This is a genomic window from Pseudomonas sp. B33.4, assembly GCF_034555375.1.
In the GTDB taxonomy this organism is placed as follows: Bacteria; Pseudomonadota; Gammaproteobacteria; order Pseudomonadales; family Pseudomonadaceae; genus Aquipseudomonas.
This window is the reverse complement of record NZ_CP140706.1, coordinates 5,756,773-5,781,457: the sequence shown is the minus strand read 5'-3', so window position 1 is coordinate 5,781,457 and position 24,685 is coordinate 5,756,773. Positions and strand designations below refer to the sequence as shown.

Genomic DNA, 24,685 nt, shown 5'->3' with positions numbered 1-24,685 from the left:
GCCGCAGGCTGCGATCTTTTGTTCTTGATTTTCAGAAACCCAAGATCAACAGATCGCAGCCTGCGGCAGCTCCTACACGGGGAATATGGAGAACAATAAGAAATGCACGACAACCATTTGAGTCGCCATGCCCAACAGGTTCTCACCGTTACCCAGGGCAAACCGCACGTGCACGGGCCCGGTGCCGACCCGTCGATTGCCCGCTCGTGGCTGCGCTGTCTTGAGGACTATCACCTCGACCCAGCGCTGGCCATCGCGCCGACCGTGCTCGAACACGGACGCGTACTGGAAAGCCGCGAACGCCTGCAGCAGGTGCTGCAGATCGCCGGCAATGAAATGAGCAGCCTGCATCAACAGCTTTCCGGCGCCGGCCATGCAGTGCTGCTGACCGACGCGCGCGGGGTAATCCTCAACTGCGTCACCGCACCAGCCGAGCGCAAGATCTTCGAGCGCGCCGGCCTGTGGCTTGGCGCTGACTGGAGCGAAGCCTGCGAAGGCACTAACGGCATCGGCACCTGCCTGGTCGAACGTCAGGCGCTGACCATTCATCAGGACGAACATTTTCGCGGCCGCCACACTGGCCTGACCTGTTCGGCGAGCCCGGTGTTCGACCCGCACGGCGAACTGCTGGCGGTGCTCGACGTGTCTTCGGCGCGCCACGATGTCTCGCGGCAAAGTCAGTTCCACACCATGGCGCTGGTCAATCTGTCGGCAAAGATGATCGAGAGCTGTTACTTCCTGCGCTGTTTCGATAACCAATGGTTGCTGCGTTTTCATCTGCAAGCCGAATCGGTCGGGCTGTTCAGCGAGGGCTTGCTGGCGTTTGACGGCGAAGGTCGGATCAGTGCGGTCAATCAGAGTGCGCTGAATTTGCTTGGGCATATTCGTGGCGGCTTGCTGGGTAAACCGGTGGAGGCGTTTTTCGATTGTTCGCTGGATGAATTGCTCGGTCGCGCGAGCACCAATGCCAGCGCCAGTTGGCCGCTGCGCACCCGTGACGGGCGGCATCTGTTTGCCGTGCTGCGTGGTGAGTCGCGCAAGCCGACACCGATCATGCCCGCGCCAGTTGTGATTCAGGCTCCCCGCCTGTCGGGCATCTGCCTCGGTGATGAAGCGTTGCAGGCAGACTTCCGTAAATCCTTGCGCGTCTTCGAACGCGATGTGCCCCTGCTGATCAACGGCGAAACCGGCTCTGGCAAAGAAGCCTTTGCCAAGGCTGTGCATCACGCCAGCCAGCGCTCGAACAAAGCTTTCGTAGCGCTGAACTGCGCGGCCATCCCGGAAAGTCTGATCGAGAGCGAGTTGTTCGGTTATCGCGGCGGCAGTTTCACCGGCGCAAGAAAGGACGGCATGCGTGGCAAGTTGCAGCAGGCTGACGGCGGCACGTTGTTCCTCGATGAAATCGGCGACATGCCGCTGGCCTTGCAGACCCGGTTATTGCGGGTGCTGGAAGATCGGCAAGTGGTGCCGATCGGTGGCGAGCCCGAGGCAGTCAACGTGCGAATCATCAGCGCCACCCACCGCAACCTGCTGGAGCGGGTCGCGGATGGCAGCTTCCGCGAAGACTTGTATTACCGGCTCAACGGGCTGGAAGTGGCGCTGCCGGCGTTGCGTGAACGTAGCGATAAATCGCAGTTGCTGGATTTTCTGCTGGCTGAAGAGGCGGGTGGCGAAACGATCCTGATCGACGAGGCGGCGCGTCAGGCGTTGCTGGCGTTCAACTGGCCGGGGAATGTGCGGCAGTTGCGCAATGTGCTGCGCACGTTGGCGGCGTTGTGTGATGAGGGGCGGATCGGGATTGAGGATTTGCCGGTGATGATTCGGCAGGGGAGTCCGGCAATATTTGCGAATAAGGAGTCCGATCATCCGCTGGAAGATGCCGAACGGTCGGCTCTGCTCAATGTGCTGGAGCAAACTCGCTGGCACATGACCCATACGGCGCAGCAACTGGGCGTCAGCCGCAACACGCTTTACAGAAAGCTGCGTAAGCATGGCATTGAGCGTCGAGTCAGTTAGAAGGCCCTCACCCTAGCCCTCTCCCAGGGGGAGAGGGGACTGACCGAGGTGTTTTGGCGATTTACGCCGACCTGAAATATCGAACCGAACTCAGGATTTGAAAGCGACCGAGATCGGCTCCCTCTCCCTCGGGAGAGGGCTGGGGTGAGGGGCTACAATCTGCAGCCGAACCGAGATGCTGCGGCCAACCAGCCCCGCCCCTCACCTAAAGAGTGCGATTTCCCCCTCCCTACGCTAACCTGCGGCCATGTTTTACGAGGTCGACTATGCACATTCATATTCTGGGTATCTGCGGGACTTTCATGGGCTCGATGGCGGTTCTGGCCAAAGAGCTGGGCCATCATGTGACCGGCTCCGACGCCAACGTCTATCCGCCGATGAGCACGCAGCTTGAAGCCCAAGGCATTCAACTGACGCAGGGCTATGACCCGGCGCAACTCGATCCGGCACCGGATCTGGTGGTGATCGGCAACGCCATGTCGCGCGGCAATCCGGCGGTGGAATATGTGCTGAACAAAGGTCTGCCGTACGTTTCCGGCCCGCAGTGGCTGGCTGACCATGTGCTGCAAGGGCGCTGGGTGCTGGCGGTGGCCGGTACGCACGGCAAAACCACCACCAGCAGCATGCTCGCCTGGGTACTGGAACACGCCGGCATGAGCCCGGGCTTCCTGATCGGTGGCGTGCCGCAGAATTTTTCCGTGTCGGCGCGACTGGGCGGTACGCCTTTCTTTGTGATCGAGGCCGACGAGTACGACAGCGCCTTCTTCGACAAACGCTCGAAATTCGTGCATTACCGTCCGCGCACCGCGATCCTCAATAACCTTGAGTTCGATCACGCCGATATCTTCCCGGATCTGCCGGCGATCGAGCGGCAATTCCATCACTTGGTGCGGACCATTCCGAGTGAGGGTCTGGTCATCCACCCGACCACCGAGCCGGCCTTGCAGCGTGTGATCGAAATGGGTTGCTGGACGCCGGTGCAAACCACCGGTGCCGGCGGCCAATGGCAGGTCAAACTGCTGAGCGAAGACGGTTCGGCGTTCGAAGTGATGTTCGAAGGCGTGTCCCAAGGCACCGTCGAGTGGGAGCTGACCGGCCAACACAACGTTGCCAACGCCCTGGCGGCATTGGCAGCGGCGCGGCATGTTGGCGTGGTGCCATCGATGGGCATCGCCGGGCTGAGCGCGTTCAAGAACGTCAAACGGCGCATGGAAAAAGTCGCCGAAGTACGCGGCATCACTATCTACGACGACTTCGCTCACCACCCGACCGCCATCGCTACCACCCTCGACGGCCTGCGCAAACGCATCGGCGACGCGCCACTGATCGCGATCATCGAACCGCGCTCCAACTCGATGAAGCTCGGCGCGCACCGGGATGGTTTGCCGGACAGTGTGGTCGATGCCGATCAAGTGATCTGGTACGCCCCGGCCAACCTCGGCTGGGACCTGGCCGGCACTGCCGCGCTGTGCACGGTGCCGTCGATCGTCAGCGATTCGCTGGAAGGCATCATTGAGCGCGTGAAGAGCCAGGCCCAGCCCGGCACGCACGTGGTGATCATGAGCAACGGCGGCTTCGGCGGCCTGCACGGCAAGCTCGCCGAGGCGCTGATATGAACAATGGCCCCGAACGCATCACGCTGGCGATGACCGGCGCGTCCGGCGCGCAATACGGTCTGCGCCTGCTCGATTGTCTGGTGCGGGAAGATCGCGAAGTGCATTTCCTGATCTCCAAGGCTGCGCAACTGGTAATGGCCACCGAGACCGATGTGACGTTGCCGCCGAAGCCGCAGATGATGCAGGCATTCCTGACCGAGTACACCGGGGCCGCCGCCGGGCAGATCCGCGTGTACGGCAAGGAAGACTGGATGTCGCCGGTAGCCTCGGGCTCTGGCGCACCGGCGGCGATGGTCGTGGTGCCGTGCTCTACCGGAACGCTGTCGGCCATTGCCACCGGCGCCTGCAACAACCTGATCGAACGCGCCGCCGATGTCACGTTGAAGGAACGTCGCCAATTGATTCTGGTGCCGCGCGAAGCGCCGTATTCGAGCATTCATCTGGAGCACATGCTCAAGCTGTCGAACATGGGCGTGACCATTCTGCCGGCCTCGCCGGGTTTCTATCATCAGCCGCAGACCATCGATGATTTGATCGATTTCGTCGTGGCGCGGATTCTCAATCTGCTGGGCATTCCCCAGGACATGCTGCCGCGTTGGGGTGAGCATCATCTGAGCAGTGATGAGTAAGCTGCTGGTGCTCGGGCTGGTGTTGTTGCTCGCAGGGTGCGCCACGGCACGCACTTTGGATGCAGCGAAACCGGGCGCACCGGTGGTGTACTCCGGGACGCGGCTGGATTTGTATGCGATGAATGGTGGGTGTTGTGCGATGGATCGATTCGGGGCTGAGGCACCGAGTTACCCGGGGGTGGATCTGCCGGCGAGTGCCTTGCTCGATACGCTGTTGTTGCCGTTGTCTTTGCTGACGGTGATTGGCGTGAGTTTTCAGGCGACTGGTGGATTATAGGGGAGCGCAGCGCACTCCATCGCGAGCAGGCTCGATCCCGCAGAGGGACGCGGTGCAAATGTGGGAGCGAGCCTGCTCGCGAAAGCTTTCTTCCAGGCGTAATTGATTATTTGCCCAGCTTGCGCAAATCATCCGACTCGATCACCCGCACGCCATCCTGCTCCTCCAGCGCCAGCCGCCACATCGCCCGCGCCAGTTGGCAGGCCTCGATGCCACGGTACTTGCCCGGAATCAGCTTCGACAGCGGCCCGGCCAACTGCTCGGCCAGACGTGGCTCCGTGCGTTCACCCAACAACAACGAAGGCCGGCAAATGGTCAGTTGCGGCCAATCTTGCGCACGCAGTGCCTGCTCCATTTCGCCTTTGACCCGGTTGTAGAAAACCGACGATTTCGGATCCGCGCCAATCGCACTGATCACGATCAGGTGCCGCGCGCCCATCTCCCGCGCGCGTTTGGCAAACGCCACGACCATGTCCAGATCCACCGCACGAAACGCCGCTTCCGAACCGGCCTGCTTGATCGTGGTGCCGAGGCAGCAGTAGGCGATATCGACGCGGCCACTGAGCTGCGGCAGAAACGCCTGCGGGTCACCGACCGGGTTTTCCAGGTGCGGATGTTCGGCCAATGGTCGACGCGAAGGGGCGAGCACGCGAGAAATCGTTGGCTCGTTGAGCAAACGGTCGAGTAGATGTTCACCGGTCAAGCCGGTGGCTCCGGCAAGCAATACGTGCTGAGGCGTCAAGTACATAGTGTCTCTCCCTTGATACTGTTCAGCTTAGTTGCTCTTTACCGCTCCGTCGTTCAACGCAGCACTTTGCAAAGCTTTTCTTGCTTGCTGTTTGCGCAGCAGTTGCCAGTGCGACAGCACGGTTTTCGGCGCCCAGATCTGCGGCTCCGAGGCTTCGAAATTGTCCGCCAGTTCACGCTCGGCGACGGTGGCCTTGGCCAGTTTGAAGGCCTGCTCCAGATCGTCGGTCTGGTTCAGCGCCTGGGCGAACAAGGCGTCGCCGAAGTAGGTGAAGTTGGCTTCTTCCGAGCAGCCGAATGACACCCGGTCAGCGCGTGAGGCGGTCATGATCAGCGTGCGTTCGTCTTTCAGCGCCGGGATGAAACCGCCGGAATAGCACGACGAAATCACGATGATCTTGTCACGGTTTTTCAGCGGCGCCAGCACGGCGGCGAGTTCGTCGGCGGGCAGGTCGGCCAGTTCCATGCGCGGCTGGTCGAGCACCAGTTCGTGCTCGGCGGTGCCGTGGCTGGTCAGGTAGATGAACAGCAGATCTTCCGGGCCGCTGCGTTCGGCGAGGGTTTGTGCGGCGCGGCGCAGGTTTTCGCGGGTGGCCATCGGCCGGTCGCCGAGGTGGTCGCGGTGGTTGACCAGACGGATCTGGCCATAAGCACCGAAGCGTGTGCTGAGCATATTGGCAACGTAGTCGGATTCGCGCAGGAACACGCTTTGCTTGCCGTCGCCACCGAGGGTCAGGGTGTACAGCTCGACCGCCGGGGTTGACGCGGGGATGGCGGCCAAGGCGTCTTCGAGCAGGCGGCCCTGAGCGAGCAAACCGAGTTCGAGGGTGTCGGGCAGCAATTTGCCATCGGCGTCGCGCACGCGCTGGCCGTTGATCCAGGTGCCGCTCATGACGCTACCATCGGTCAGCACCAGGGTGCCGCGTCCGGAGTAGCTGTCGTTGTCGAAGCCGCCGATGTAGAAGCTGCCGTCAGACAAATTCAACCGACCCTGACCGCTGAAGCGCCAGTCACTGAAGGCGCCGATGTAATGGCTGCCGTCGGCGCCGATCAGTTCGCCCTTTCCGGTCAGCGCGCCTTCCTTGAACTGGCCGAGCCAGACGTCGCCGTCAGCATTTTCGTAGCGGCCCTTGCCGTGCAATTGATTGTTCTTGAAACCGCCAACGTAGATGTCGCCGTCAGCGCTGTTGAACGTGCCGTTGCCTTCCAGCTGACCGTTGACGAAATGGCCGCTGAACGTGTTGCCACTGGAATCGCCGCGCTGGCCTTCACCGTTGGGTTTGCCGTGGGCGAACTGGCCTTGATAGGAGCTGCCGTCGTCCATTTCCAGACGACCGAGCCCGGAATACTGATCGGCCTTGAACTCGCCACGATAGGTCATGGCGTTTTCTTTCAGGGTGCCTTCGCCTTCGCGGCGACCCTGCTTGAAGCCGCCGGTGTAACTGCTGGCGTTGGTGGTCAGGCTGCCCTGTCCATCGAACAGTCCTAGCTGGAACTGGCCGCGATAGACCTCGCCATTACTGCCGTGCCATTCGCCCTGACCATGCCACTGACCTTTGTCGAACTGCCCGGCATACCAACTGCCGTTGGGGTAGTCGACACGGCCCTGACCTTGCAGCAAACCATTGACCAGTTCGCCGCGATAGCGCCCGCCGTCAGGCAGGCGCGCATCTGGTGGCAGCAGCGATTCGCCGTCGCCGCACGCGGTGAGCATCAGGGTCAAGGCAAGGGGTGCAAGACGAGCAAGTGAGCGCATAGCGGGATCCGGGCAATTAGGCGACCGAGTATGCCGCAGCTATGCGTGGCATATATAGAGACGTGACGCGAAACAGCGTGCGCTGCTTCGCATCCGGAACGTTTACACGAAGCAGAGCGACAGTGGCTCGGCGATATAGGCCGGTTTGTCCGAGCCTTCTATCTCAAGCGTTGCGGTGGCTTTGAGCAGCCACTGGCCAGGCTTTTTCTCGGTCACTTCGCCCAGATCGACCTTGAGCCGGACTTTCGAGTTGACCTTGACCGGCTGGATGAAACGCACGCTGTCCAGGCCGTAGTTGACCACCATCTTCACGCCTTGCGGCAGCACGAGGATGTCTTCCATCAATTTCGGGATCAGCGACAGCGACAGGAAACCGTGGGCAATGGTGCTGCCAAATGGCGTTTGCGCGGCTTTGACCGGGTCGACGTGAATGAACTGATAATCACCGGTGGCTTCGGCGAACAGGTTGATGCGTTCCTGATCGATGGTGAGCCATTCGGAACGTCCGAGTTCCTTGCCGACATAATCTTTGAGCTCTGCAACTGGAACATAGGGCATTGAGACTCTCCTTGGGTTCATCGGTTTTATAGTTTTTAAGGTGGGGGGATTTGACCTCCCTGCGAACCACTGTAGATCATCATGGCGATTTGCTCCGGTCAACCGACCATGCTTTTGGCGAATGCCGATCCATAGCGCAGGCATGCTTATAATGCGGGCCACTTGCACAGTGGAAAGTAAGACGGAGATGTCGGATGTTGCTACGTGGCCTGACCCTGCTGGTGCTGTTTCAACTGCTTGGCACAGCGCTCAATCATTTGCTGCTGCCGGTGCTGCCGGGGCCGATCATCGGTCTGTTGCTGTTGCTCGTCTTCCTGATCGTTCGCGGTGAAGTCGGCGAGCCGCTGAACCTCGCGGCGGGCAGTCTGCTGCGCTACCTGCCGTTGCTGCTGGTGCCGCCAGCGGTGGGCGTAATGGTTTATGCGAGCGACATCGCCGCCGATTTCTGGGCGATCGTCGGCGCGCTGGTGCTGTCGCTGATTCTGTCGATGGCCTTCGCCGGGGTGCTGATGCAGCGACTGGTCAAGCGTCACGCGCCTGCGTCGGAGGAGTCCTGATGCTTTTCGACTGGCAGGGCGCCTGGGCTTCGGTGATTCATCATCCGCTGTTCGGTATCGGCATCACCCTGGGTGCCTATCAACTGGTGCTGGCGGCGTTCGAGAAAACCCGCTGGATCTTTCTGCAACCGGTGCTGGTCTCCATGTTGTTGGTGATCGGCGTGCTGGTCGGCTGCGGCCTGACCTATGCCGAGTACCGCAAGAGCACCGAGATCCTCAGTATTCTGCTCGGGCCGGCAACGGTGGCGCTGGCGGTGCCGCTCTACTTGAATCTGCGACGCATCCGCCAATTGTTCTGGCCGATTTTTACTACGCTGGTGATAGGCGGGGTGGTCGCCACAGGCATGGGGGTGTTGCTGGGCTGGTGGTTCGGAGCCGAACACATGATCCTGATGACCATGGCGCCGAAATCGGTGACCTCGCCGATTGCCATGCTGGTGGCCGAGCAGATCGGTGGTGTCGCGGCGCTGGCGGCAGTGTTCGTGCTGATCACCGGCGTGATCGGGGCTATCTTCGGCCCGGCGCTGTTGACGCGCCTCGGTGTGCACAGCCCCGAGGCGCGTGGCATGGCGCTGGGCATGACCGCACACGCGGTCGGCACCTCGGTGGCGTTGCAGGAAAGTGATGAGTGCGGTGCCTTTGCGGCGCTGGCGATGAGTCTGATGGGCGTGGCCACGGCAGTGTTCCTGCCGTTGGCGGTGTCGATGGTGGTGTAAGGAAATGTCTATGAGTCTGCCGCTTTTTCCGCTGAACACAGTGCTGTTTCCCGGCTGCAACCTCGACTTGCAGATCTTCGAGGCGCGCTACCTCGACATGATCGGCCGCTGCATGAAACAGGGCGGCGGATTCGGTGTGGTGTGCATTCTCGATGGCCATGAAGTCGGCGTCGCGCCAGAAGGATTCGCTCTGGTCGGCTGCGAAGCACGCATCACTGATTTTCAGCAGCAGGACAACGGCTTGTTGGGGATTCGGGTACAAGGCGGACGGCGGTTCACGGTATTGCGTACCGAGGTGCAGCGCGATCAGTTGATCCTCGCTGAAGTCGAGTGGCTGGATGACGAGCCCGAGCAACCGCTGCAGGACGAAGACGCCGACTTGGTGGCGCTGCTCAAGGCATTGGCCGAACACCCGATGGTTGAGGCGCTGAACATGGGCAGCGAAGCGCTGGGTCAGCAATCGCTGGCCAATCAGCTGGCCTATCTGCTGCCATTCGCCGAAGAGGACAAGATCGACTTGCTGCAACTTGACGATCCCCAGCAGCGACTGGATGCGATCCAGGCGCTGCTCGACGAGTTACAGGGTGAACTGTTTGCCTAGCTGCACTCTGGGCTCCTGTTGTCAGGTTCGGTCATGCTCGGGCAACGGCCAGACGATGTCGTCGGCGTACGTCTTGTCGCCTTTTGGCAGATCAAGTATGACGCCGCCTGAACTCGCGATTTGGTCGATCAGGCTGTCATAGGCGTTACTGGCAAAGTAACCGGTCTCTCGCCTGTCGGTTCCCGCCCAGGTGGCCTGTTCGATTGCAGCAACACGGTCACCAGCCTGTGCCAGTACATCCTTGACCCGGGCGGCGCGCGTCAGGTCGGAGCGCACCAGCCAGAGCCGCTCGGCGCTGATGCCACGGGTGGGCGTGGAGATATGTGCCTCCATGTCGTCGAAGAGGAACTTACCGTTAGCGGGGTTGAATGCCTTGTTCTCTGCTCCCGGGACCACTTCCAGCCCGCGGGTATCAATGGCGTAGACAAATGACGTGGTTTGCTGGCGGCGCGTCGACTCATAACCTTTCGAGTCATCGAAAACGAAAGAGCTGTCTGAGTCGGCCTCGTCGCCGGTTCGTTTGCCCTCCGACACTGAACTGCCCCCCGAATCGGATGACTCGCCGGTTTGTCCTTTGGAACTCTGCGGATTCACGCCGGGGAAACGATTGGCCTGCGAGTTGTAATGCAGTTCGTGATAGAAACCGCCCTTTGTCGCCGCATAGGCGGTGGCGTCATGCAGTCCGAACGTTGCACTCAGCGCGCGTTTGTTGGTGGTGCCAGTGGGATTACCTTTGCGGTACATCATTCGACCATCCCTGGCCAACTCGAACGGCAACCGGGTTTCGCCGCGGAACATCGCCGGAATGTCGGTGCGGTACAACATGTCGTGCCTGGTACGCAGGTAACCGAGATGGGCGGCGTAGTCGGCTAAAAAGGCATCGCTGTAGCGGGTGGCAGGCCAGTGACGGTCGAGGGCCAGGCCGTGGGTTCTCAAGTCTTGAATGTAGTTGTCCAGCTCTTCGGCGATCAGTTTGAAGCGCTGGTCATTCGTCGGGTCGAGGGTCAGGCTTTTATGCTGTTCTGCCCATTGCGGTATCTGGCCGTCACTGAACTCTGTGCGTAACCGGCAGAGTTGGTCCTGAGTGAGGTTGTAGCTGCGCTGTAATTCCAGGCGCTGGGCCAAAGGCAGTTGTGGATGCAGCCACTTCAACGACTCGGCCACAAACAGATGGTCTTCGGTGTTCTGTGCCCGAGGTGCCCAGGTCGGCGCCTTGCCGGACACTTGCGCTTGTGTGCGGAACTCGGAAATCCGTGTGTCATCCACGATGTACATTCGCTGAATGTCCTCATCTGACCAGTGCACTAGCTGCATATCGGCCAGCCTTTTGTGCTTTGCTTGCGCGGGATCGATGGCAATCCAGTGATGCTCTGGGTGCTTGAAGGCATAGCCCAGGATGGCGCCATCACTGCTCGTTCCGAGGGCGCGATATGCGTAATAACCATCAGCATCGGCTGTCGCGGAAAACGCGTAATCGTCGCCGTTCAGAAAAGTGAGGTGCCGATCAAGGCTCCACAGATTGTCCTGCGTGGTTCGATAGATCGGAGGGCCAGGTGCCAGGCGCCTGAAGGACATCACCCGATAAACCCTGAGGTTGGCATCGTATTGAACGCAAACGTGGTGCCGGCCTTCGGTGCCTGGAAGGTGCACGTCCACCCAGTCCTTGGCGAGATAACGCCGGATGCCGGATTCATTCGGCGCTGGCAGAGCGCCAAAGTACGGATGGGCGAAATCTTCCAGCGCTGTCAGTGAAAATGCTGATGTATCTGAGGGGGATCTCGGTGCGACACCCACTTCGAAAGGTGAGGTACTTTGTCGGGAGGTCGCGAGTTCTTCCACGTGAGGTCGTTTGGGTGAAGAGGGCGCATCCACCGGTAAATGGCCCGGAATGCTTTCCGGTGTGGGAAGTATCGGGTTTTTCACAGGCGTGTCGACGGTCGGTGATTTGGGGCGTGGCCCCGGTTTCTGGCGCATGCATAAACTCCGTTTTTGCGAGTCAGCCAGTCCGTCGGCTGAAGTGAGCAGGTGCCCCTGTGGAGGTCAGATCCACACGGGCACGTCGATGAAAGCGGGTAGCGCGTTCAGGTCTTGTTGCCTGAAAAGACCAGCTCTGCGGGTTTGATCCGCGCGCGTGGATCGCTATCCAGACCCCAGTACTTGCGCACCGAGTTGTAAACCACCGTACCGATGGCTCCGGCTTTGAAGCCGATGTGGGTGACATGAACCCTGGCCGCCAGTTCGTTTCGTTGTTGATGCTGATTGATCTCGGCCAACAGCGCTTCGACGCTGGCATAGCCGCGCGCATCGATGACGTAAAGCTGCAGCACTTCAAACAGCAGGGAGACTTCATAAATATTGCCGGCCGAAGTCGCCACGTTGATGGACTCCACCGGGACGTCGTCTTCGATATCGGGCAATTCAATCGTGACACTGGCGATGCGCAAGCGATTGCCGTCCAGTCGTATATCGTCCCGCGTGACCGATTCTTGCAATGTGTGGGTATACAGCGTCCAGGTCGAAGCATCGGCGGTTTTCGCCGCGGCGCCTGGTGTAGACAGGCGAATGATGGTGTTGCTGGCAAGATGGAGGTCGTAAGTCGAACTCTGGCCTTCGAGCACATAAATGCCTGTGTGCGAACCGGTGTCGATCGTAATGCGGCTGGGTTGTGCCGTTATAAGCGGCTTCACGCTGGCCAATGGTCTGACAAAACGATAATTGCCATTGCGTTGTTTGAGGCAACTGCGCGTGCTGCGTACGCGGATGCCGGGGTTCTTCACATCGTCTTCATAATCCAGTGTGGGAATCTGGAGCCGGTATGAGGTCTGGTCCTGCATGATCAGCACAACGTTTTGTTGCAGGCGTGGCGTGGTTACTTTCAGGCTGTTTCTGCCGCTGTAACCGGTGGCGGCTGCGATGGGCTGGATGATGCCCTTGAACGCTACGACCTTCGAAGGCAGGCTGAGCGACAGGGTGAAGTCTGCGTAATACAAGTGGGTATGGCCGGAGACGCCTTTGCGCACCTGCACTTCATAGCTGACTTGCACATCGATGATTTCAGCGCTGTCGAACGCCAGATAAACGCTGCGGGACGTTTCGGCGGTGTTGCGTGAGGCAACGAATTCCACCTGTCGGTCAGTGCGCGACACAAAGTGCTGTTTCAAACCCTGTTCGGTGATCTCGACCATGCCGCCGTTAACGATTTGCGGCGCGGCTGCCGGTTGGCCAATGACGATCACTGCGGGCTTGATGTCCAGACGCGTTGCCTCACCCAACTGCTGGGGTAGCTGGGCCAGCAGCTCGTAACCATCTTGGGTCTTGAAGCGCAATCGATCATTTTTCAACTGGCGATTGCCATCGACCCACTGGTAGACATTTTCCAGCGTGAGGACATGTTCGGGGTCGTTGCCATCCTCGCCGCGCAATGAGCTGACCACCAGTGAAGTGCCGATGATCTGCCAGCGCTGAATGACGTCCGCGGGCCAGCCGAACTCGATCAGGCTCGACTGTTCACCGTCCTCGATTATGGTCGTGCGAGCGTTGCTGCTGGCGATGTAAAAACGATCTGCGCCGCTGCCGCCTTCGACCCGACAGTCCAAACCGTAGAGGGCAATCGTGTCATCGCCGCCGCCGGCGTTTATGCGGTCGTAGCCATTGGCGGAAATCTGGTTGGCCTCGTCGTTTCCGCTGACACGGCTGGTGCCTTTGCGCAGTGTCGAGACGTTTTCGATCGAAGTGAGTTGCGCGACCTCAACGGCATCGATGGCAGGGTCAAGGCCTCGCAACGCCACTCGGCCGCTGTGCAGATTGATGTCGTGGCCGATATGGCGGGTGTCGCTGAGCGGGCGGCTGCCTTCGAAGGCCAGTGTGTCTGCACCTGTGCCGCCATCCAGCACATTGAGGTGCACCGGTTTGCTGCTCCGGTTCAATTCCTGCTCGGTAATGTCGTGATAGAAGGCATCGTTCCTGTCGCCCCCGGTCAGTGCTTTGTGATCCGCGCGAAAGGTGAACAGGTTGGGCTTGTCCCGGGCACCGATGACCCGGTCATTGCCGTCACCCAGGCGCCAGAAAATGCCTTTGTCGTCACCGGCACTGCCCGATACTTTGCCTTTGAGGTTGGCGGGCAGGCCGCTGCCGGCATCGATAACATCGTCACCACCGACAACGACGGCCTGGTTATCGAGTTTGTACGGCTGTTGGCCGACGCTTTCGTCCCATTGGTAACGCCAGATTTCAACAGGCTTCAATTCGATCTGAAAGGCGCCGTTGATCACATGTTCGATGGAGTGCCTGTAGGCGCCCTCCAGCATGTCCTTGGCTGACAATTCGAGCTGCTGCTGGTGATCGCGATAGCCCTTGGCAAGCTTGAAACGATCCAGTACGTCCTGGTCCAGTTCCTGATTGGTGAAGGCGAACCAGCCGGAGCGCAGGCGCTCTTCAAAGGCCAGTTCGATGTAGTCATCGATGTCGTCCACGACGCGGGCGGCCTGGTAGATCATCGAGGCGGCGATGAGCAGTCCGGCGGCGACGAGCCCGACCGGCCCGGCGACACTGCCAAACCCGGCCAGCGCGGCAATGCCCAGCACCAGGCTGATGCCCGCACCCGCTACGCTCAGACCGCCACTGACGTAGTGATCCTGAGCCTCTTTGCCCTGCGCCGCCGCGGCGGCATTGAACGATTTGATGGCATCGGCAATGTCGAAGGGCAAGGTGATTGCGCTGGCGAACATCCCGGCACCCCGGCTCATGTATTTGCCCACCGACGTCAGCGGGAAATACTTCAGTGCAGTGCCGCCATTCCTGAGCATGGCTTCACCAGTTCTGGTCAGCCCCCGCTCGATGATCAACGAACCGAATTCGGCCGCGATCGAGCCACCCTGAAAAGCCGCTTCCAGGGTGTCGCCGTGCTTGATCGCATCGATCATGGCCTTGTAGCCACTGTAGATGCCGAATGCCTGCATGCCGACACCGGCGCCGCTCATCAGATAGCTTTTGTTTTTGCTGACCCAGCCTGGCGCATTCTCCAGCGCGTCAGCGCGATGGATGTCCAGTTTTTGCGCAGCCTTGCCCAATTGATTCAGGCGATCCACTGCACTGCCGGAGGCGATGGCTGTATCGGCGACGAATAGTGCACCGGCGTCAATCGAGCGCTTGCAGGCGATTTCATAAAACAGCATCGCCGGCACATTGCTGTCGGGGCTGTCCACCGACAGCAAGCGCGCCTGCACCCGGTCTGCGTCGAAGTTGAGCCCGTCGAGAAAGCTTTGATCCACGCGCTGCATGCCGGCATTCGCCGGGCTGATGGGCTGGCCATGCACGGTCGCGCCCAAGGCCTGGAGTTCTGCCCGGCTGGTGAGCATTTCACCGATGCGCAGGGGGCCGAAATGTTTGTCGAGGGATTTCAGCGTGCGCTGATAGGCGGCATCAGCATCGTCTGCCAACGTTGCGCTGTTGAGCGTGCCCGCCTGCGGTGCGTGGGGGTTGGCCGAGGCGCTGACGGGAGTGACCTGAATGGGACTGATATCGGGATGCACAGGTGGAGCGATAAGTTTTGACATGTCATTAATCCTTTAATGAAAACGCATGGCCGGTGTCCCTACCGGTGTGTCACTGAGGTTGAGTCGTTGGCGTTGCCGACTCGGGCCAGCTGATGTCGTAGGCGAACTCCTCGCCTTGGCCCGACAGCCTGAGCACGGGTTTGCCGGCGGCCTCGGCTTTGTCGATCAACCGGTCGTACTCGAATTGGTTCTGATGTCCGGCATGGGTGGCACCTTCGATGCGTTCTGCGCTTGCACCTGCCTGGTCTTTGATGTCGTCGATCTTTACCGCTTTGGTCAGGGCAGAATTCAGCAGCCAGATGCGCTCGGCGTGCAGTCCGCTGCGGCTGACCGAAATCAACCCTTCGAAGTCGTCAGAGGGAAACCAGGTGGGAGGCGTGTCACGAGCCGTTGAATTGAAGCTCATGTTTTCTTCATGAGGCACCACTTCCAGGTGGCGGGTGTCGAGCACATACAGAAACATTTCCTGCTGGCGTGTGCGCGTTGATTCATAGCGACGATCGTGATCCCACGGAACAGGGCTTGCGGCCTCGGACCATTCGGAAGATGCGCTGCTTTCTGTGTCACTGGTGTCACTGGTGTCACTGCCCGAGGCGCTATCGTCAGCATCCCGCCCCGGGTATTTGTTGGTCTGGCTGTTGAAGCGCAAATACTCTGGATCAGGCTCGCTTGCGTACATCTTTCCTTCTTTGAGGCTGAAGGTCGCACTCATCGGTTTATGCGTGGTAGCCCCCGGTTTGTGCTTGTATCGTGGCAGCATGAAGCCGTCGTTGGCGAGTTCGAACGGTGTGCGCTCGTCGCCCCTGAACAGCGCCGGAATGTCCGTGCGGTACAGGCAATTGTTCTTGTTGCGCAGATAGCCGAGTTTGCTCAGCAGCGCTTCGCGCACGGGTGCGGTCATGGCGGTTTCAGGGCTGTACCAGTCATGCCGGGCATCACGCTTGAGGTTGAGTTCCTTGACAGCATCCTGGCTCAGTTGCTCAAAGCGCTGCGGATTGTCGACGTCGTCGATCAGGCGTTTGTGTGCTTGCGCCCATTGCGGCATTTTCAGTTCGGTCTTCAGGTCCTGTTGCAAGCGGGCCAGTTGGCTGGGCAGCAGGTTATAGGACTGCAGGAATGCCTCGCGTTGCGTGAGGCTCATGGCCGGGTGTAGCCAGCGCAGTGTATCGCGCAGCAAGTCACGGTGCGGGTTGGTGACTTTGGGAACCGCCCAGTGCGGACGCTTGCCACTGGCTTGGGCATCGGTGCGAAAACGCACGAGGTCCTGGCCATGGATGTCATAAATCTGCCAGATCTCGTGATCGCTCCAGTGCTTCAAATGTGTGGGCAGGGCGCCGAAACCGCCGGCCGGTGGATCGACCGGGATCCGGTTGCCGAACTGATCCTTGAAGGCAAATTGCGTGACCGTCTTGTTGGCCCCGAATGCGGGTGCCAGCTCGTAATAGCCCTGCGCATCCGGTGAACGCAGGGAGGCTTTGTACAGATTCCAATCGAGGGGCGCTGGTCGGGGGCGTTTCGCGACGGGGTCTGTTTCGGGGGCTGGCGCAGGTCGTTTCGTCGAGGCCATGGCAGGCGCCGGATGTTTCGTCAGGCGCCAGGTCAATCGGCCTTCATTCCGGTAAAGCGCTGGCCCGGAAGCCGCTCGCTCAGTGACCAGCTTGCAGCGATAAATTCCGTCGCCATCCTGGCCGACATGGGTAGTGCGCAATCCTCCGTCATATTCGACGTCGACAAACTGGCGTCCGACGATCCAGCGAAAACCGTCATCCTCCGCCGGTTTCATGCCGCGCAGGAAGTCGTCGCGCAGCCAGTAAGTGTCTGGCGAATTATCGCTGGAGAGGCGGGCAGGATTTGTAGTTGGCATGGCCTGGATAACGACGGCAGGCGGGGTGTTGTCGATGATCGGGCGGCCGCCAGTGGTGTGGGCGGGGGCCTGGCCAATCGGCAAACCCGGTAGCCGGAAAACTGAAGGCGCACCTGTAGTGAAGGGTGTATCGGTTCGCTGGGGCGGGAATGTGCTCGAGTCAGGTTGCTGCGTTGAGGTCTGGGGCGGTTTGCGCGGTATCTTTGGACTCATGGAGTACTCGAAATCAGTTGATGTATTGAACCCCTCGATTTGTAAGTTGAGTTGTTTGTGTGGCAGGCAAGTGCAAGCAGTCTCACTTTAATGGCGAGAATTTGCCGAAGGGTTTCAAGGGTTGTGGATTTAATCTAACTGGTTTTTCAAGTTATGGAAGGCGTTGTTGTAGCGCTTTACCGGTGATGTGTAACTTCTATTGTTTTTATTTTTAAGTGTAGGAAGTTGCAGTTTGGTGAATAAGATGTTTTACCTTGGACGAGTAAGTTTTAATAAGGGAACAGCGCTGCTCCTGTCGGATATTTCCTAAAAGAGCAGCGCGAAAGGAATAAGGCTTGTATATCGCCTCATTCAATAGGCGTAACGCAACAACGTATGGGGCAGATGCCGCAGGACGAAAAAACCAAACAGCGCCAACATGGCCGGCAGGATCAACCACCAGATCTTGAACGGCATGGGATTGAGCGGGCTTTTGCGCTGACTCAGCCACAGTGCTGCTGCGCAGACGCAGGCGGCGAGCATGGCACCGGCCAATACGTCGGTCGGCCAGTGCGCGCCCAGATAGACCCGCGACAGCGCGATGGCGAGGGCCGGAATACAGGCGATCAGCAACCAGGTCAGGCGCATGCGCGGTGGCTGTCCGCGACCCGCCAGCACGGCCAGGGTCAGGAACAGCGCAAATGAACCTGATGCGTGGCCGCTGGGCATGCTGTAAGTGGTCAGCGGATCGCTCAGCACTTCCGGGCGCACCCGGGCGAAGAAGTATTTGGTCCCGGTGTTCGCCAGTGCGGTGACCAGCAACGTGCCGCCGACGAAAATCGCCTGGCGCCATTGCCGGCACAGCAGCAACAGACCCGTCAGCAGGACGCTGAACAGCAGCATGTTGCGGAATTCGCCAATCAGGGTCAGCGTGACCGCGATTTCATCGAGCACCGGTTGGCGATGTTCCTGCACCAGCGTCATCACGCCTTGATCGAGTGCTGTCAGGTACGGATAGCCGATGAACAGACCGATCAGTATCAACAAGCTCATGCTGCTGATCCAGATCGTCGCGCGGCGGTGACGACGCAGGCTGCTGTTCACGCTGAGGCCGACCATCACGGCGATGCTGCCAGCGACAATCCCGGCTTGCAGCCAGAACCCTTCAGGCAATGGCAGGCGGAAGGCCGCGCCGGTGGCCCAGCCCGGCAGCAGATAGGCCAGGCTCCAGCCGGCGGCGGCCAACAGGCTGACAGCGGCGAAACGCGGGAAGGGCATGTCGCACATGCCGGCGACCATGGGCAGCATCGGCCGCAACGGTCCGATAAAGCGACCGACCAGCAGGCTGGCGATGCCGTAGCGCTGGAAATACGACTCAGCGCCGGCCATCCATTCCGGATGATGGCGCAAGCCCGGCAGGCGCCGGATGTTCTGGTGGAAGTGGCGACCGAGGAAATACGAAACGGCGTCGCCGAGAATCCCGCCGAGAAAACCCAACAGCAACGTTTCGCTCAGCGACAGTGCGCCGCTGCCGGCCAGAACGGCCACGGCAAACAGCAGCACGGTACCCGGCACGATCAAACCGGCAATCGCCAGGCATTCCACAAAGGCAACAATGAACACCGCAGCAGCCAGCCACTGTGGATTGGCTGCCAGCCAACCGGTCACGCTATCGAGCCATGGGCCCATACAGAAAAACTCCAATCATTGATGATCCCTATGCAGGAGCTGCCGAAGGCTGCGATCTTTTGATCCTGATCTTGAAAACGAGATCAAAAGATCGCAGCCTTCGGCAGCTCCTGCACCGGTTTGTGTTTACAGCAGAAAATAATCCCGGCCTTCGACCTGACCGCGTCGCAGCGGGTTCCGCGTGCACCATTGCGCATAGGTCGCGTCGACAAAGCGGTACATCAGATGTTCGTCACGGCCATGGGGAATGCCCAGACGTGTGGTTTGAATGATGTGCGAAGGCGCCGGTCCGGTGTCTTCCACCAACAGGACTTCATGATCGAAACGCTTGGCGTCCCACATCGGCACCTTCAGCCCCAGCGCCTTGCACAGCAGGGTCTGCCCGGCGCAAAGCTTTTGCGAAGGGCGCGCACGTCCCTGAGCATCAGGGTTGTTCAGCAGCATCTGCGCCAGGCTCGCCGGTCCGCTGATTTCATCGACCCACGGATAGGCGGATTTGATCAGTACCGCATTGCCCGGACCTTGTGCGCTGAAGTTCAGCGAATCACCGCCACGGGCGTAGTACATATAGATGTGCCCGCCATCCAGAAACAAAGCCTTACGCTTTTCTGTATAGCCGAGGGACGCGTGACTGCCTTTTTCGGCGCAGTAATAGGCTTCGGTTTCGATGATTCGCGCGCTGAGCCACAGGTCGCCGACGCGATGGCGAATGACTTTGCCGAGCAGATCCTGCGCCAGTACTTGCGCATCTCGGTCGAAAAAGGCGTCCGGCAGCCCCAGCGGCAGGCGTTCGGCGCGGTTGCGAACGGTCAGGTTGGACATGGCAGGCGATGTTTATCCAGGCTCAAGAGGTCGTGATGATAACAATGCACGGCTTAATTGGGCCTGAACGCCGGCGAATCAGCGTTCATTTTGACCATCCGCCCGTCACCGCTGTTAGTCCCGGGACGCGACAGCTATAATCTGCCGCTTTCCTCTTTGCCAAGACCCCAGCAGACCATGACTGAGTCCGTTCTTGACTACATGACCCGATTGGGTCGCGCCGCCCGCGAAGCCTCCCGGGTCATCGGCCGTGCCAGCACCGCGCAGAAAAACCGCGCCCTGCAGGCCGCTGCCAATGCCCTGGACGCCGCGCGCGCCGAACTTGCCGCCGCCAATGAACTGGATCTGGCAGCCGGTCGCGACAATGGTCTGGAACCCGCTCTGCTGGAACGTCTGGAACTGACTCCGGCCCGAATCGACGGCATGATCGTTGGTTTGCGTCAGGTGGCTGCGTTGCCGGACCCGGTCGGTGCGATCCGTGACATGAGCTTCCGTCCGTCGGGGATTCAGGTCGGCAAGATGCGCGTGCCGCTGGGCGTGATCGGGATCATCTACGAATCCCGCCCGAACGTGACCATCGATGCCGCCAGTCTGTGCCTGAAATCCGGCAACGCGACTATCCTGCGCGGCGGTTCCGAAGCGATTCACTCCAACCGCGCAATCGCCGCGTGCATTCAGCGCGGTCTGGCCGAAGCCGAACTGCCCGCCGCCGTGGTGCAAGTGGTCGAAACCACCGACCGTGCGGCTGTTGGCGCGATGATCACCATGCCTGAATACGTCGACGTGATCGTGCCGCGCGGTGGCCGTGGCCTGATCGAACGCATCAGTCGCGATGCCCGGGTGTCGGTGATCAAGCATCTGGACGGCATCTGCCACGTCTACGTCAGTGCCCACGCCGATCTGCCGAAAGCCCAGCGCATTGCCTTCAATGCCAAAACTTATCGTTATGGCATCTGCGGTGCGATGGAGACGTTGCTGGTCGATCAAACGGTTGCCAAGGATTTCCTTCCGTCGATGGCCGCCCAGTTCCGCGAAAAAGGCGTCGAACTGCGTGGCTGCGAGCGCACTCGGGCGATCATCGACGCCGTTGCCGCCAGCGAAGACGACTGGAACACCGAATATCTGGCACCGATCCTGTCGATCCGCGTGGTCGACGATCTGGATCAGGCCATCGAACACATCAACCATTACGGCTCCCATCACACCGACTCGATCGTCAGCGAAAACCTCGCCGACACCCGGCGCTTTGTGGCGGAGGTCGACTCGGCGTCGGTGATGGTCAACACCCCGACGTGCTTCGCCGATGGATTTGAATACGGATTGGGTGCCGAGATCGGCATTTCTACTGATAAGCTGCACGCCCGCGGCCCGGTGGGTCTCGAAGGACTGACCTGCGAGAAGTACATCGTGGTCGGTGATGGCCAGTTGCGCGGCCAGGCGACGGTCTGACTTGACCGACCTCGACCTGACAGCGCCGGCACCCGGCAGCGAGTCCCGCCCTCGGCGAATCGGCGTCCTGGGCGGCACGTTCGACCCGGTGCACATCGGCCATTTGCGCGGTGGCCTGGAAGTCGCCGAAGCGCTGGCGCTCGACGAGTTGCGCCTGATGCCGAATGCGCGGCCGCCACATCGCGGTACACCGCAGGTGTCGGCGCAGGATCGGCTGGCGATGGTCGAGTGTGCGGTGGCCGGAATGCCGCCACTGGTGGTGGACGCCCGCGAATTGCAGCGGGACAAGCCATCCTGGACCATTGATACCCTGGAGTCGATGCGGGCTGAAATGCCCGCCGAGACCCAGGTTTTTCTGCTTTTGGGCTGGGACGCATTTTGCGGCCTGCCCACTTGGCATCGCTGGGAAGAGTTGCTCCAGCATTGCCACATCCTGGTGCTACAGCGCCCGGACGCCGACAGCGAACCGCCGGATGCCTTGCGCAACCTGCTGGCAGCGCGTTCGGTGAGCGACCCGCTGGCCCTGAAAGGGCCGAGCGGACAGATTGCATTCGTCTGGCAGACACCGCTCGCGGTTTCCGCCACCCAGATCCGTCAACTGCTGGCCAGCGGTAAGTCGGTACGTTTCCTGGTGCCCGACGCGGTCCTGGCCTACATCGATGCGCACGGTCTGTATCGTGCGTCGAACTGAGCAAGGCGTGCTTCACTGATACGAATCCACGTATCGCCAAGCCGCCGAATATATGAGCAAAACGAGTTTTATATGACTGACAAAGACCTACCGAAAGTAAAACGCAAAGGCACATTCAAAAGCGCGCCGCTGCCGGAAGTGGCCAATACCAACGAGCCGCTGAAGGGCGACGAACTGGTCAAGCTTGCTGTTGCCGCTCTGGAAGACGTCAAGGCGCAAGACATCCAGATCATCGATGTTCGCGACAAGCAGAGCATCACTGACTACATGATCATCGCCACCGGTACGTCCAACCGCCAGATCAACGCGATGCTCGACAAGGTTCGCGAAGAAGTCAAAAAGCAGGGCGCCAAGCCGCTGGGCGAAGAAGGCAAGGGCGACAGCGACTGGGTGCTCCTCGACCTGGACCTGGTGATCGTGCACATGATGACTGCCTCGGCACGTCAGTTCTACGACCTGGAACGCCTGTGGGCCGGTGCCGAGCAGAGCCGTGCGGCCGATGCCAAACACCACAGCCCGGAAAACACCCACGAGCACTTCACCAAGCTCAACAAAGACCAGCTGTAAGGGATTGCTGTGCGACTGCGCCTGATCGCCGTCGGTTCACGCATGCCCAAATGGGTGGAAGAAGGCTGGCATGAATATGCCAAGCGTCTTCCGTCCGAGCTGGCGCTGGAACTGGTGGAAATACCGCTCAATACCCGTGGCAAGAATGCCGACGTGGCCCGATTCATCCGCCAGGAAGGCGAAGCCATGCTGGCCAAGGTCGGGCCGAACGAGCGGATCGTCACGCTGGAAGTCCACGGCAAACCCTGGAGCACCGAGCAGCTTGCGGTCGAACTTGACCGTTGGCGGCTGGATTCGCGCACGGTCAATTTCATGGTCGGTGGCCCGGAAGGGCTGGCGCCGGAAGTCTGTGCCCGTGCCGATCAGCGCTGGTCGTTGTCGCCGCTGACGTTGCCGCACCCGTTGGTGCGGATCCTGATCGGCGAACAGTTGTATCGTGCCTGGACCGTGCTGTCCGGTCACCCTTACCACAAGTAATCCAGCCCTCATGTCTCAGCCGATCCGCATCAAGGACCACGAAAAGGACGCACGCCTGGTGCGTAGCCGCGTCGTGTTCGGGGCCATTGCGATCATGTTGCTGATCGGCGTGCTGATCGCGCGGCTGTATTACTTGCAGGTGATCCAGTACGAGTACCACTCGACACTGTCGGAAAACAACCGCGTCCACGTGCAGCCGATTCCGCCGACGCGCGGACTGATTTTCGACCGTAATGGCGTGGTGGTGGCGGATAACCGTCCGAGCTTCAGCCTGAGCATGACCCGCGAGCGCTCCGGCGACTGGCAGCAAGTGCTCGACGTCATCGTCGAAGTGCTGGAGCTGACGCCCGAGGACCGGGTGATCTTCGAGAAGCGCATGCGTCAGGGGCGCCGGCCATTCGAGCCGGTGCCGATCCTGTTCGAGCTGAGCGAAGAGCAGATTGCCCGGATCGCGGTGAATCAGTTCCGTCTGCCCGGTGTGGAAGTGGTTGCGCAGCTGGTTCGTCACTACCCGCAGGGCGCGCATTTTGCGCACTCGGTGGGGTATATGGGGCGGATCAACGAGAAAGAGCTGAAGAGCCTCGATCCGGTCAACTACAGCGGCACCCATCACATTGGCAAAACCGGCATCGAGCGTTTCTATGAGCCGGAATTGCACGGTCAGGTTGGTTACGAAGAAGTCGAGACCAACGCCCGTGGCCGCGTGCTGCGTGTGCTCAAGCGCACCGATCCGATTCCCGGCAAGGACATTGTCCTGAGCCTGGACATCAAATTGCAGGAAGCGGCCGAGGCAGCATTGGGCGGGCGTCGCGGTGCGGTGGTGGCGCTCGATCCGAAGACCGGCGAAGTGCTGGCGATGGTCAGCCAGCCGAGTTTCGACCCGAACCTGTTCGTCACTGGCATCAGCTTCAAGGCTTATGCCGAGCTGCGTGATTCCATTGACCGGCCATTGTTCAACCGCGTGTTGCGCGGTCTGTACCCGCCGGGCTCGACGATCAAGCCAGCGGTGGCGATTGCCGGTCTCGATTCCGGTGTGGTGACAGCGTCGAGCCGGGTGTTCGACCCCGGCTACTACATGCTGCCCAACTACGATCACAAATACCGTAACTGGAACCGTACCGGTGACGGCTTCGTCGATCTCGATACGGCGATCATGCGTTCCAACGACACCTACTTCTATGACCTGGCGCACAAGCTCGGCATTGATCGGTTGTCGGCTTATATGAACAAGTTCGGCATCGGCCAGAAGGTCTCACTGGACATGTTCGAAGAATCCCCCGGCCTGATGCCGTCCCGCGAATGGAAACGGGCGACGCGTAAACAGGCGTGGTTCCCGGGCGAAACCCTGATTCTCGGAATCGGTCAGGGCTACATGCAATCAACCCCGCTGCAGTTGGCCCAGGCCACCGCGCTGGTGGCCAACAAAGGCATCTGGAATCGTCCGCACCTGGCCAAATCCCTCGAAGGGGTGAAGCCGGTGGACGAAAATCCGATGCCGGACATTGTCCTGCGTGATCCGTCCGACTGGACCAAGGTCAACCACGGCATGCAGCAGGTGATGCACGGCGCGCGAGGTACTGCGCGCAAAGCAGCGATCGGCGCGCAATACCGGATTGCCGGCAAGTCGGGTACCGCTCAGGTGGTGGCGATCAAGCAGGGTGAGAAATACGACCGCTCCAAGGTTCAGGAGCGCCACCGCGACCACGCCTTGTTCGTCGGTTTCGCCCCGGCCGATGACCCGAAAATCGTTGTATCGGTGATGGTCGAGAACGGTGAGTCCGGCTCCGGCGTTGCGGCACCGGTGGTGCGGCAGGTCATGGACGCCTGGCTGCTCGATCAGGACGGACGTTTGAAGGCCGAATACGCCAGCCCAATCAGTGCGGAGGCTACGGCCCGTGATGAATAA

Annotated in this window: 20 protein-coding genes; 12 read left to right on the top strand and 8 right to left on the bottom strand. The window is 60.4% G+C overall.

The features are described 5' to 3' along the window. The first annotated feature begins 102 nt into the window (after nt 1–102). The 4 genes from U6037_RS25560 to U6037_RS25545 all read left to right on the top strand — a co-directional run bounded on the left by U6037_RS25560 (nt 103) and on the right by U6037_RS25545 (nt 4,538). Nucleotides 103–2,016 (top strand): sigma-54-dependent Fis family transcriptional regulator, encoded by a 1,914-nt coding sequence (locus U6037_RS25560; protein ID WP_322844935.1) that lies wholly within the window; start codon nt 103–105, stop codon nt 2,014–2,016. Between the two features lie 266 nt (nt 2,017–2,282). Beyond that, a complete protein-coding gene (mpl, locus tag U6037_RS25555; RefSeq protein ID WP_064118827.1) occupies nt 2,283–3,632 on the top strand; it encodes a UDP-N-acetylmuramate:L-alanyl-gamma-D-glutamyl-meso-diaminopimelate ligase in 1,350 nt (449 codons plus the stop codon). Beyond that, the gene (gene ubiX, locus U6037_RS25550; RefSeq protein WP_095122104.1) at nt 3,629–4,261 is read left to right on the top strand and encodes a flavin prenyltransferase UbiX; all 633 of its coding nucleotides are present in this window, start codon (nt 3,629–3,631) and stop codon (nt 4,259–4,261) included. Before mpl ends, ubiX begins: the two co-directional genes overlap by 4 nt. Continuing rightward, complete coding sequence (locus tag U6037_RS25545) at nt 4,254–4,538, top strand: YceK/YidQ family lipoprotein (RefSeq protein ID WP_322844934.1); 285 nt, start codon at nt 4,254–4,256, stop codon at nt 4,536–4,538. Before ubiX ends, U6037_RS25545 begins: the two co-directional genes overlap by 8 nt. A gap of 106 nt (nt 4,539–4,644) precedes the next feature. On the opposite strand, the gene U6037_RS25540 is transcribed toward U6037_RS25545, so the two are convergent. The 3 genes from U6037_RS25540 to U6037_RS25530 form a co-directional block, all read right to left on the bottom strand. Further along, nucleotides 4,645–5,286: an oxidoreductase gene (locus U6037_RS25540; protein ID WP_053124198.1), complete on the bottom strand. Its 642-nt coding sequence runs from the start codon at nt 5,284–5,286 to the stop codon at nt 4,645–4,647. Between the two features lie 27 nt (nt 5,287–5,313). After that, nucleotides 5,314–7,041, bottom strand: a complete 1,728-nt coding sequence (locus U6037_RS25535) for a C13 family peptidase (protein ID WP_322844933.1) — start codon at nt 7,039–7,041, stop codon at nt 5,314–5,316. 102 nt (nt 7,042–7,143) lie between these two features. Further along, the gene (locus U6037_RS25530; protein ID WP_034153755.1) at nt 7,144–7,599 is read right to left on the bottom strand and encodes a MaoC family dehydratase; all 456 of its coding nucleotides are present in this window, start codon (nt 7,597–7,599) and stop codon (nt 7,144–7,146) included. Between the two features lie 194 nt (nt 7,600–7,793). Here U6037_RS25530 and U6037_RS25525 point away from each other — a divergent pair, with 194 nt between their 5' ends. From U6037_RS25525 to U6037_RS25515, 3 genes are read left to right on the top strand one after another with little or no spacing between them, the layout of a single operon-like run. Continuing rightward, on the top strand, nt 7,794–8,156 hold the full coding sequence (locus U6037_RS25525; RefSeq protein ID WP_194934912.1) for a CidA/LrgA family protein: 363 nt from the start codon (nt 7,794–7,796) through the stop codon (nt 8,154–8,156). Beyond that, nucleotides 8,156–8,872, top strand: a complete 717-nt coding sequence (locus tag U6037_RS25520; protein WP_053124192.1) for an LrgB family protein — start codon at nt 8,156–8,158, stop codon at nt 8,870–8,872. Before U6037_RS25525 ends, U6037_RS25520 begins: the two co-directional genes overlap by 1 nt. 10 nt (nt 8,873–8,882) lie before the next feature. Then, nucleotides 8,883–9,473 (top strand): LON peptidase substrate-binding domain-containing protein, encoded by a 591-nt coding sequence (locus U6037_RS25515; RefSeq protein ID WP_322844932.1) that lies wholly within the window; start codon nt 8,883–8,885, stop codon nt 9,471–9,473. A gap of 21 nt (nt 9,474–9,494) precedes the next feature. Here the strand turns inward: U6037_RS25515 and U6037_RS25510 are convergent, their stop codons facing one another. The 5 genes from U6037_RS25510 to U6037_RS25490 form a co-directional block, all read right to left on the bottom strand. After that, entirely contained in the window at nt 9,495–11,447 is a 1,953-nt protein-coding gene (locus U6037_RS25510; protein ID WP_322844931.1) for a hypothetical protein, read from the bottom strand. 107 nt (nt 11,448–11,554) lie between these two features. Continuing rightward, complete coding sequence (locus tag U6037_RS25505) at nt 11,555–15,028, bottom strand: calcium-binding protein (RefSeq protein WP_322844930.1); 3,474 nt, start codon at nt 15,026–15,028, stop codon at nt 11,555–11,557. Nucleotides 15,029–15,077: 49 nt separating this feature from the next. Next, the gene (locus tag U6037_RS25500; protein ID WP_322844929.1) at nt 15,078–16,976 is read right to left on the bottom strand and encodes a hypothetical protein; all 1,899 of its coding nucleotides are present in this window, start codon (nt 16,974–16,976) and stop codon (nt 15,078–15,080) included. A 480-nt stretch (nt 16,977–17,456) separates the two neighbouring features. Further along, nucleotides 17,457–18,773, bottom strand: coding sequence for a bifunctional DedA family/phosphatase PAP2 family protein (locus U6037_RS25495; protein WP_322844928.1), 1,317 nt, complete (start codon nt 18,771–18,773; stop codon nt 17,457–17,459). Nucleotides 18,774–18,899: 126 nt separating this feature from the next. After that, nucleotides 18,900–19,595, bottom strand: coding sequence for a DNA-3-methyladenine glycosylase (locus U6037_RS25490; protein WP_322844927.1), 696 nt, complete (start codon nt 19,593–19,595; stop codon nt 18,900–18,902). A 177-nt stretch (nt 19,596–19,772) separates the two neighbouring features. Here U6037_RS25490 and U6037_RS25485 point away from each other — a divergent pair, with 177 nt between their 5' ends. The 5 genes from U6037_RS25485 to mrdA all read left to right on the top strand — a co-directional run bounded on the left by U6037_RS25485 (nt 19,773) and on the right by mrdA (nt 24,685). Continuing rightward, on the top strand, nt 19,773–21,044 hold the full coding sequence (locus tag U6037_RS25485) for a glutamate-5-semialdehyde dehydrogenase (RefSeq protein ID WP_322844926.1): 1,272 nt from the start codon (nt 19,773–19,775) through the stop codon (nt 21,042–21,044). Further along, nucleotides 21,013–21,735: a nicotinate-nucleotide adenylyltransferase gene (gene nadD, locus U6037_RS25480; RefSeq protein WP_007909589.1), complete on the top strand. Its 723-nt coding sequence runs from the start codon at nt 21,013–21,015 to the stop codon at nt 21,733–21,735. The genes U6037_RS25485 and nadD overlap by 32 nt, the downstream gene beginning before the upstream one ends. Before the next feature lie 72 nt (nt 21,736–21,807). After that, entirely contained in the window at nt 21,808–22,302 is a 495-nt protein-coding gene (rsfS, locus tag U6037_RS25475; RefSeq protein ID WP_042561254.1) for a ribosome silencing factor, read from the top strand. Between the two features lie 9 nt (nt 22,303–22,311). Then, the gene (gene rlmH / locus U6037_RS25470) at nt 22,312–22,779 is read left to right on the top strand and encodes a 23S rRNA (pseudouridine(1915)-N(3))-methyltransferase RlmH (RefSeq protein WP_003185785.1); all 468 of its coding nucleotides are present in this window, start codon (nt 22,312–22,314) and stop codon (nt 22,777–22,779) included. A 10-nt stretch (nt 22,780–22,789) separates the two neighbouring features. Beyond that, a complete protein-coding gene (gene mrdA, locus U6037_RS25465) occupies nt 22,790–24,685 on the top strand; it encodes a penicillin-binding protein 2 (RefSeq protein WP_322844925.1) in 1,896 nt (631 codons plus the stop codon).

Bases quoted from the DNA above. Each gene is read 5' to 3' on its own strand.
- U6037_RS25560 (WP_322844935.1), top strand. From the start codon at position 103: ATGCACGACAACCATTTGAGTCGCCATGCCCAACAGGTTCTCACCGTT.
- mpl (WP_064118827.1), top strand. From the start codon at position 2,283: ATGCACATTCATATTCTGGGTATCTGCGGGACTTTCATGGGCTCGATG.
- ubiX (WP_095122104.1), top strand. From the start codon at position 3,629: ATGAACAATGGCCCCGAACGCATCACGCTGGCGATGACCGGCGCGTCC.
- U6037_RS25545 (WP_322844934.1), top strand. From the start codon at position 4,254: ATGAGTAAGCTGCTGGTGCTCGGGCTGGTGTTGTTGCTCGCAGGGTGC.
- U6037_RS25540 (WP_053124198.1), bottom strand. From the start codon at position 5,286: ATGTACTTGACGCCTCAGCACGTATTGCTTGCCGGAGCCACCGGCTTG.
- U6037_RS25535 (WP_322844933.1), bottom strand. From the start codon at position 7,041: ATGCGCTCACTTGCTCGTCTTGCACCCCTTGCCTTGACCCTGATGCTC.
- U6037_RS25530 (WP_034153755.1), bottom strand. From the start codon at position 7,599: ATGCCCTATGTTCCAGTTGCAGAGCTCAAAGATTATGTCGGCAAGGAA.
- U6037_RS25525 (WP_194934912.1), top strand. From the start codon at position 7,794: ATGTTGCTACGTGGCCTGACCCTGCTGGTGCTGTTTCAACTGCTTGGC.
- U6037_RS25520 (WP_053124192.1), top strand. From the start codon at position 8,156: ATGCTTTTCGACTGGCAGGGCGCCTGGGCTTCGGTGATTCATCATCCG.
- U6037_RS25515 (WP_322844932.1), top strand. From the start codon at position 8,883: ATGAGTCTGCCGCTTTTTCCGCTGAACACAGTGCTGTTTCCCGGCTGC.
- U6037_RS25510 (WP_322844931.1), bottom strand. From the start codon at position 11,447: ATGCGCCAGAAACCGGGGCCACGCCCCAAATCACCGACCGTCGACACG.
- U6037_RS25505 (WP_322844930.1), bottom strand. From the start codon at position 15,028: ATGTCAAAACTTATCGCTCCACCTGTGCATCCCGATATCAGTCCCATT.
- U6037_RS25495 (WP_322844928.1), bottom strand. From the start codon at position 18,773: ATGGGCCCATGGCTCGATAGCGTGACCGGTTGGCTGGCAGCCAATCCA.
- U6037_RS25490 (WP_322844927.1), bottom strand. From the start codon at position 19,595: ATGTCCAACCTGACCGTTCGCAACCGCGCCGAACGCCTGCCGCTGGGG.
- U6037_RS25485 (WP_322844926.1), top strand. From the start codon at position 19,773: ATGACTGAGTCCGTTCTTGACTACATGACCCGATTGGGTCGCGCCGCC.
- nadD (WP_007909589.1), top strand. From the start codon at position 21,013: ATGGCCAGTTGCGCGGCCAGGCGACGGTCTGACTTGACCGACCTCGAC.
- rsfS (WP_042561254.1), top strand. From the start codon at position 21,808: ATGACTGACAAAGACCTACCGAAAGTAAAACGCAAAGGCACATTCAAA.
- mrdA (WP_322844925.1), top strand. From the start codon at position 22,790: ATGTCTCAGCCGATCCGCATCAAGGACCACGAAAAGGACGCACGCCTG.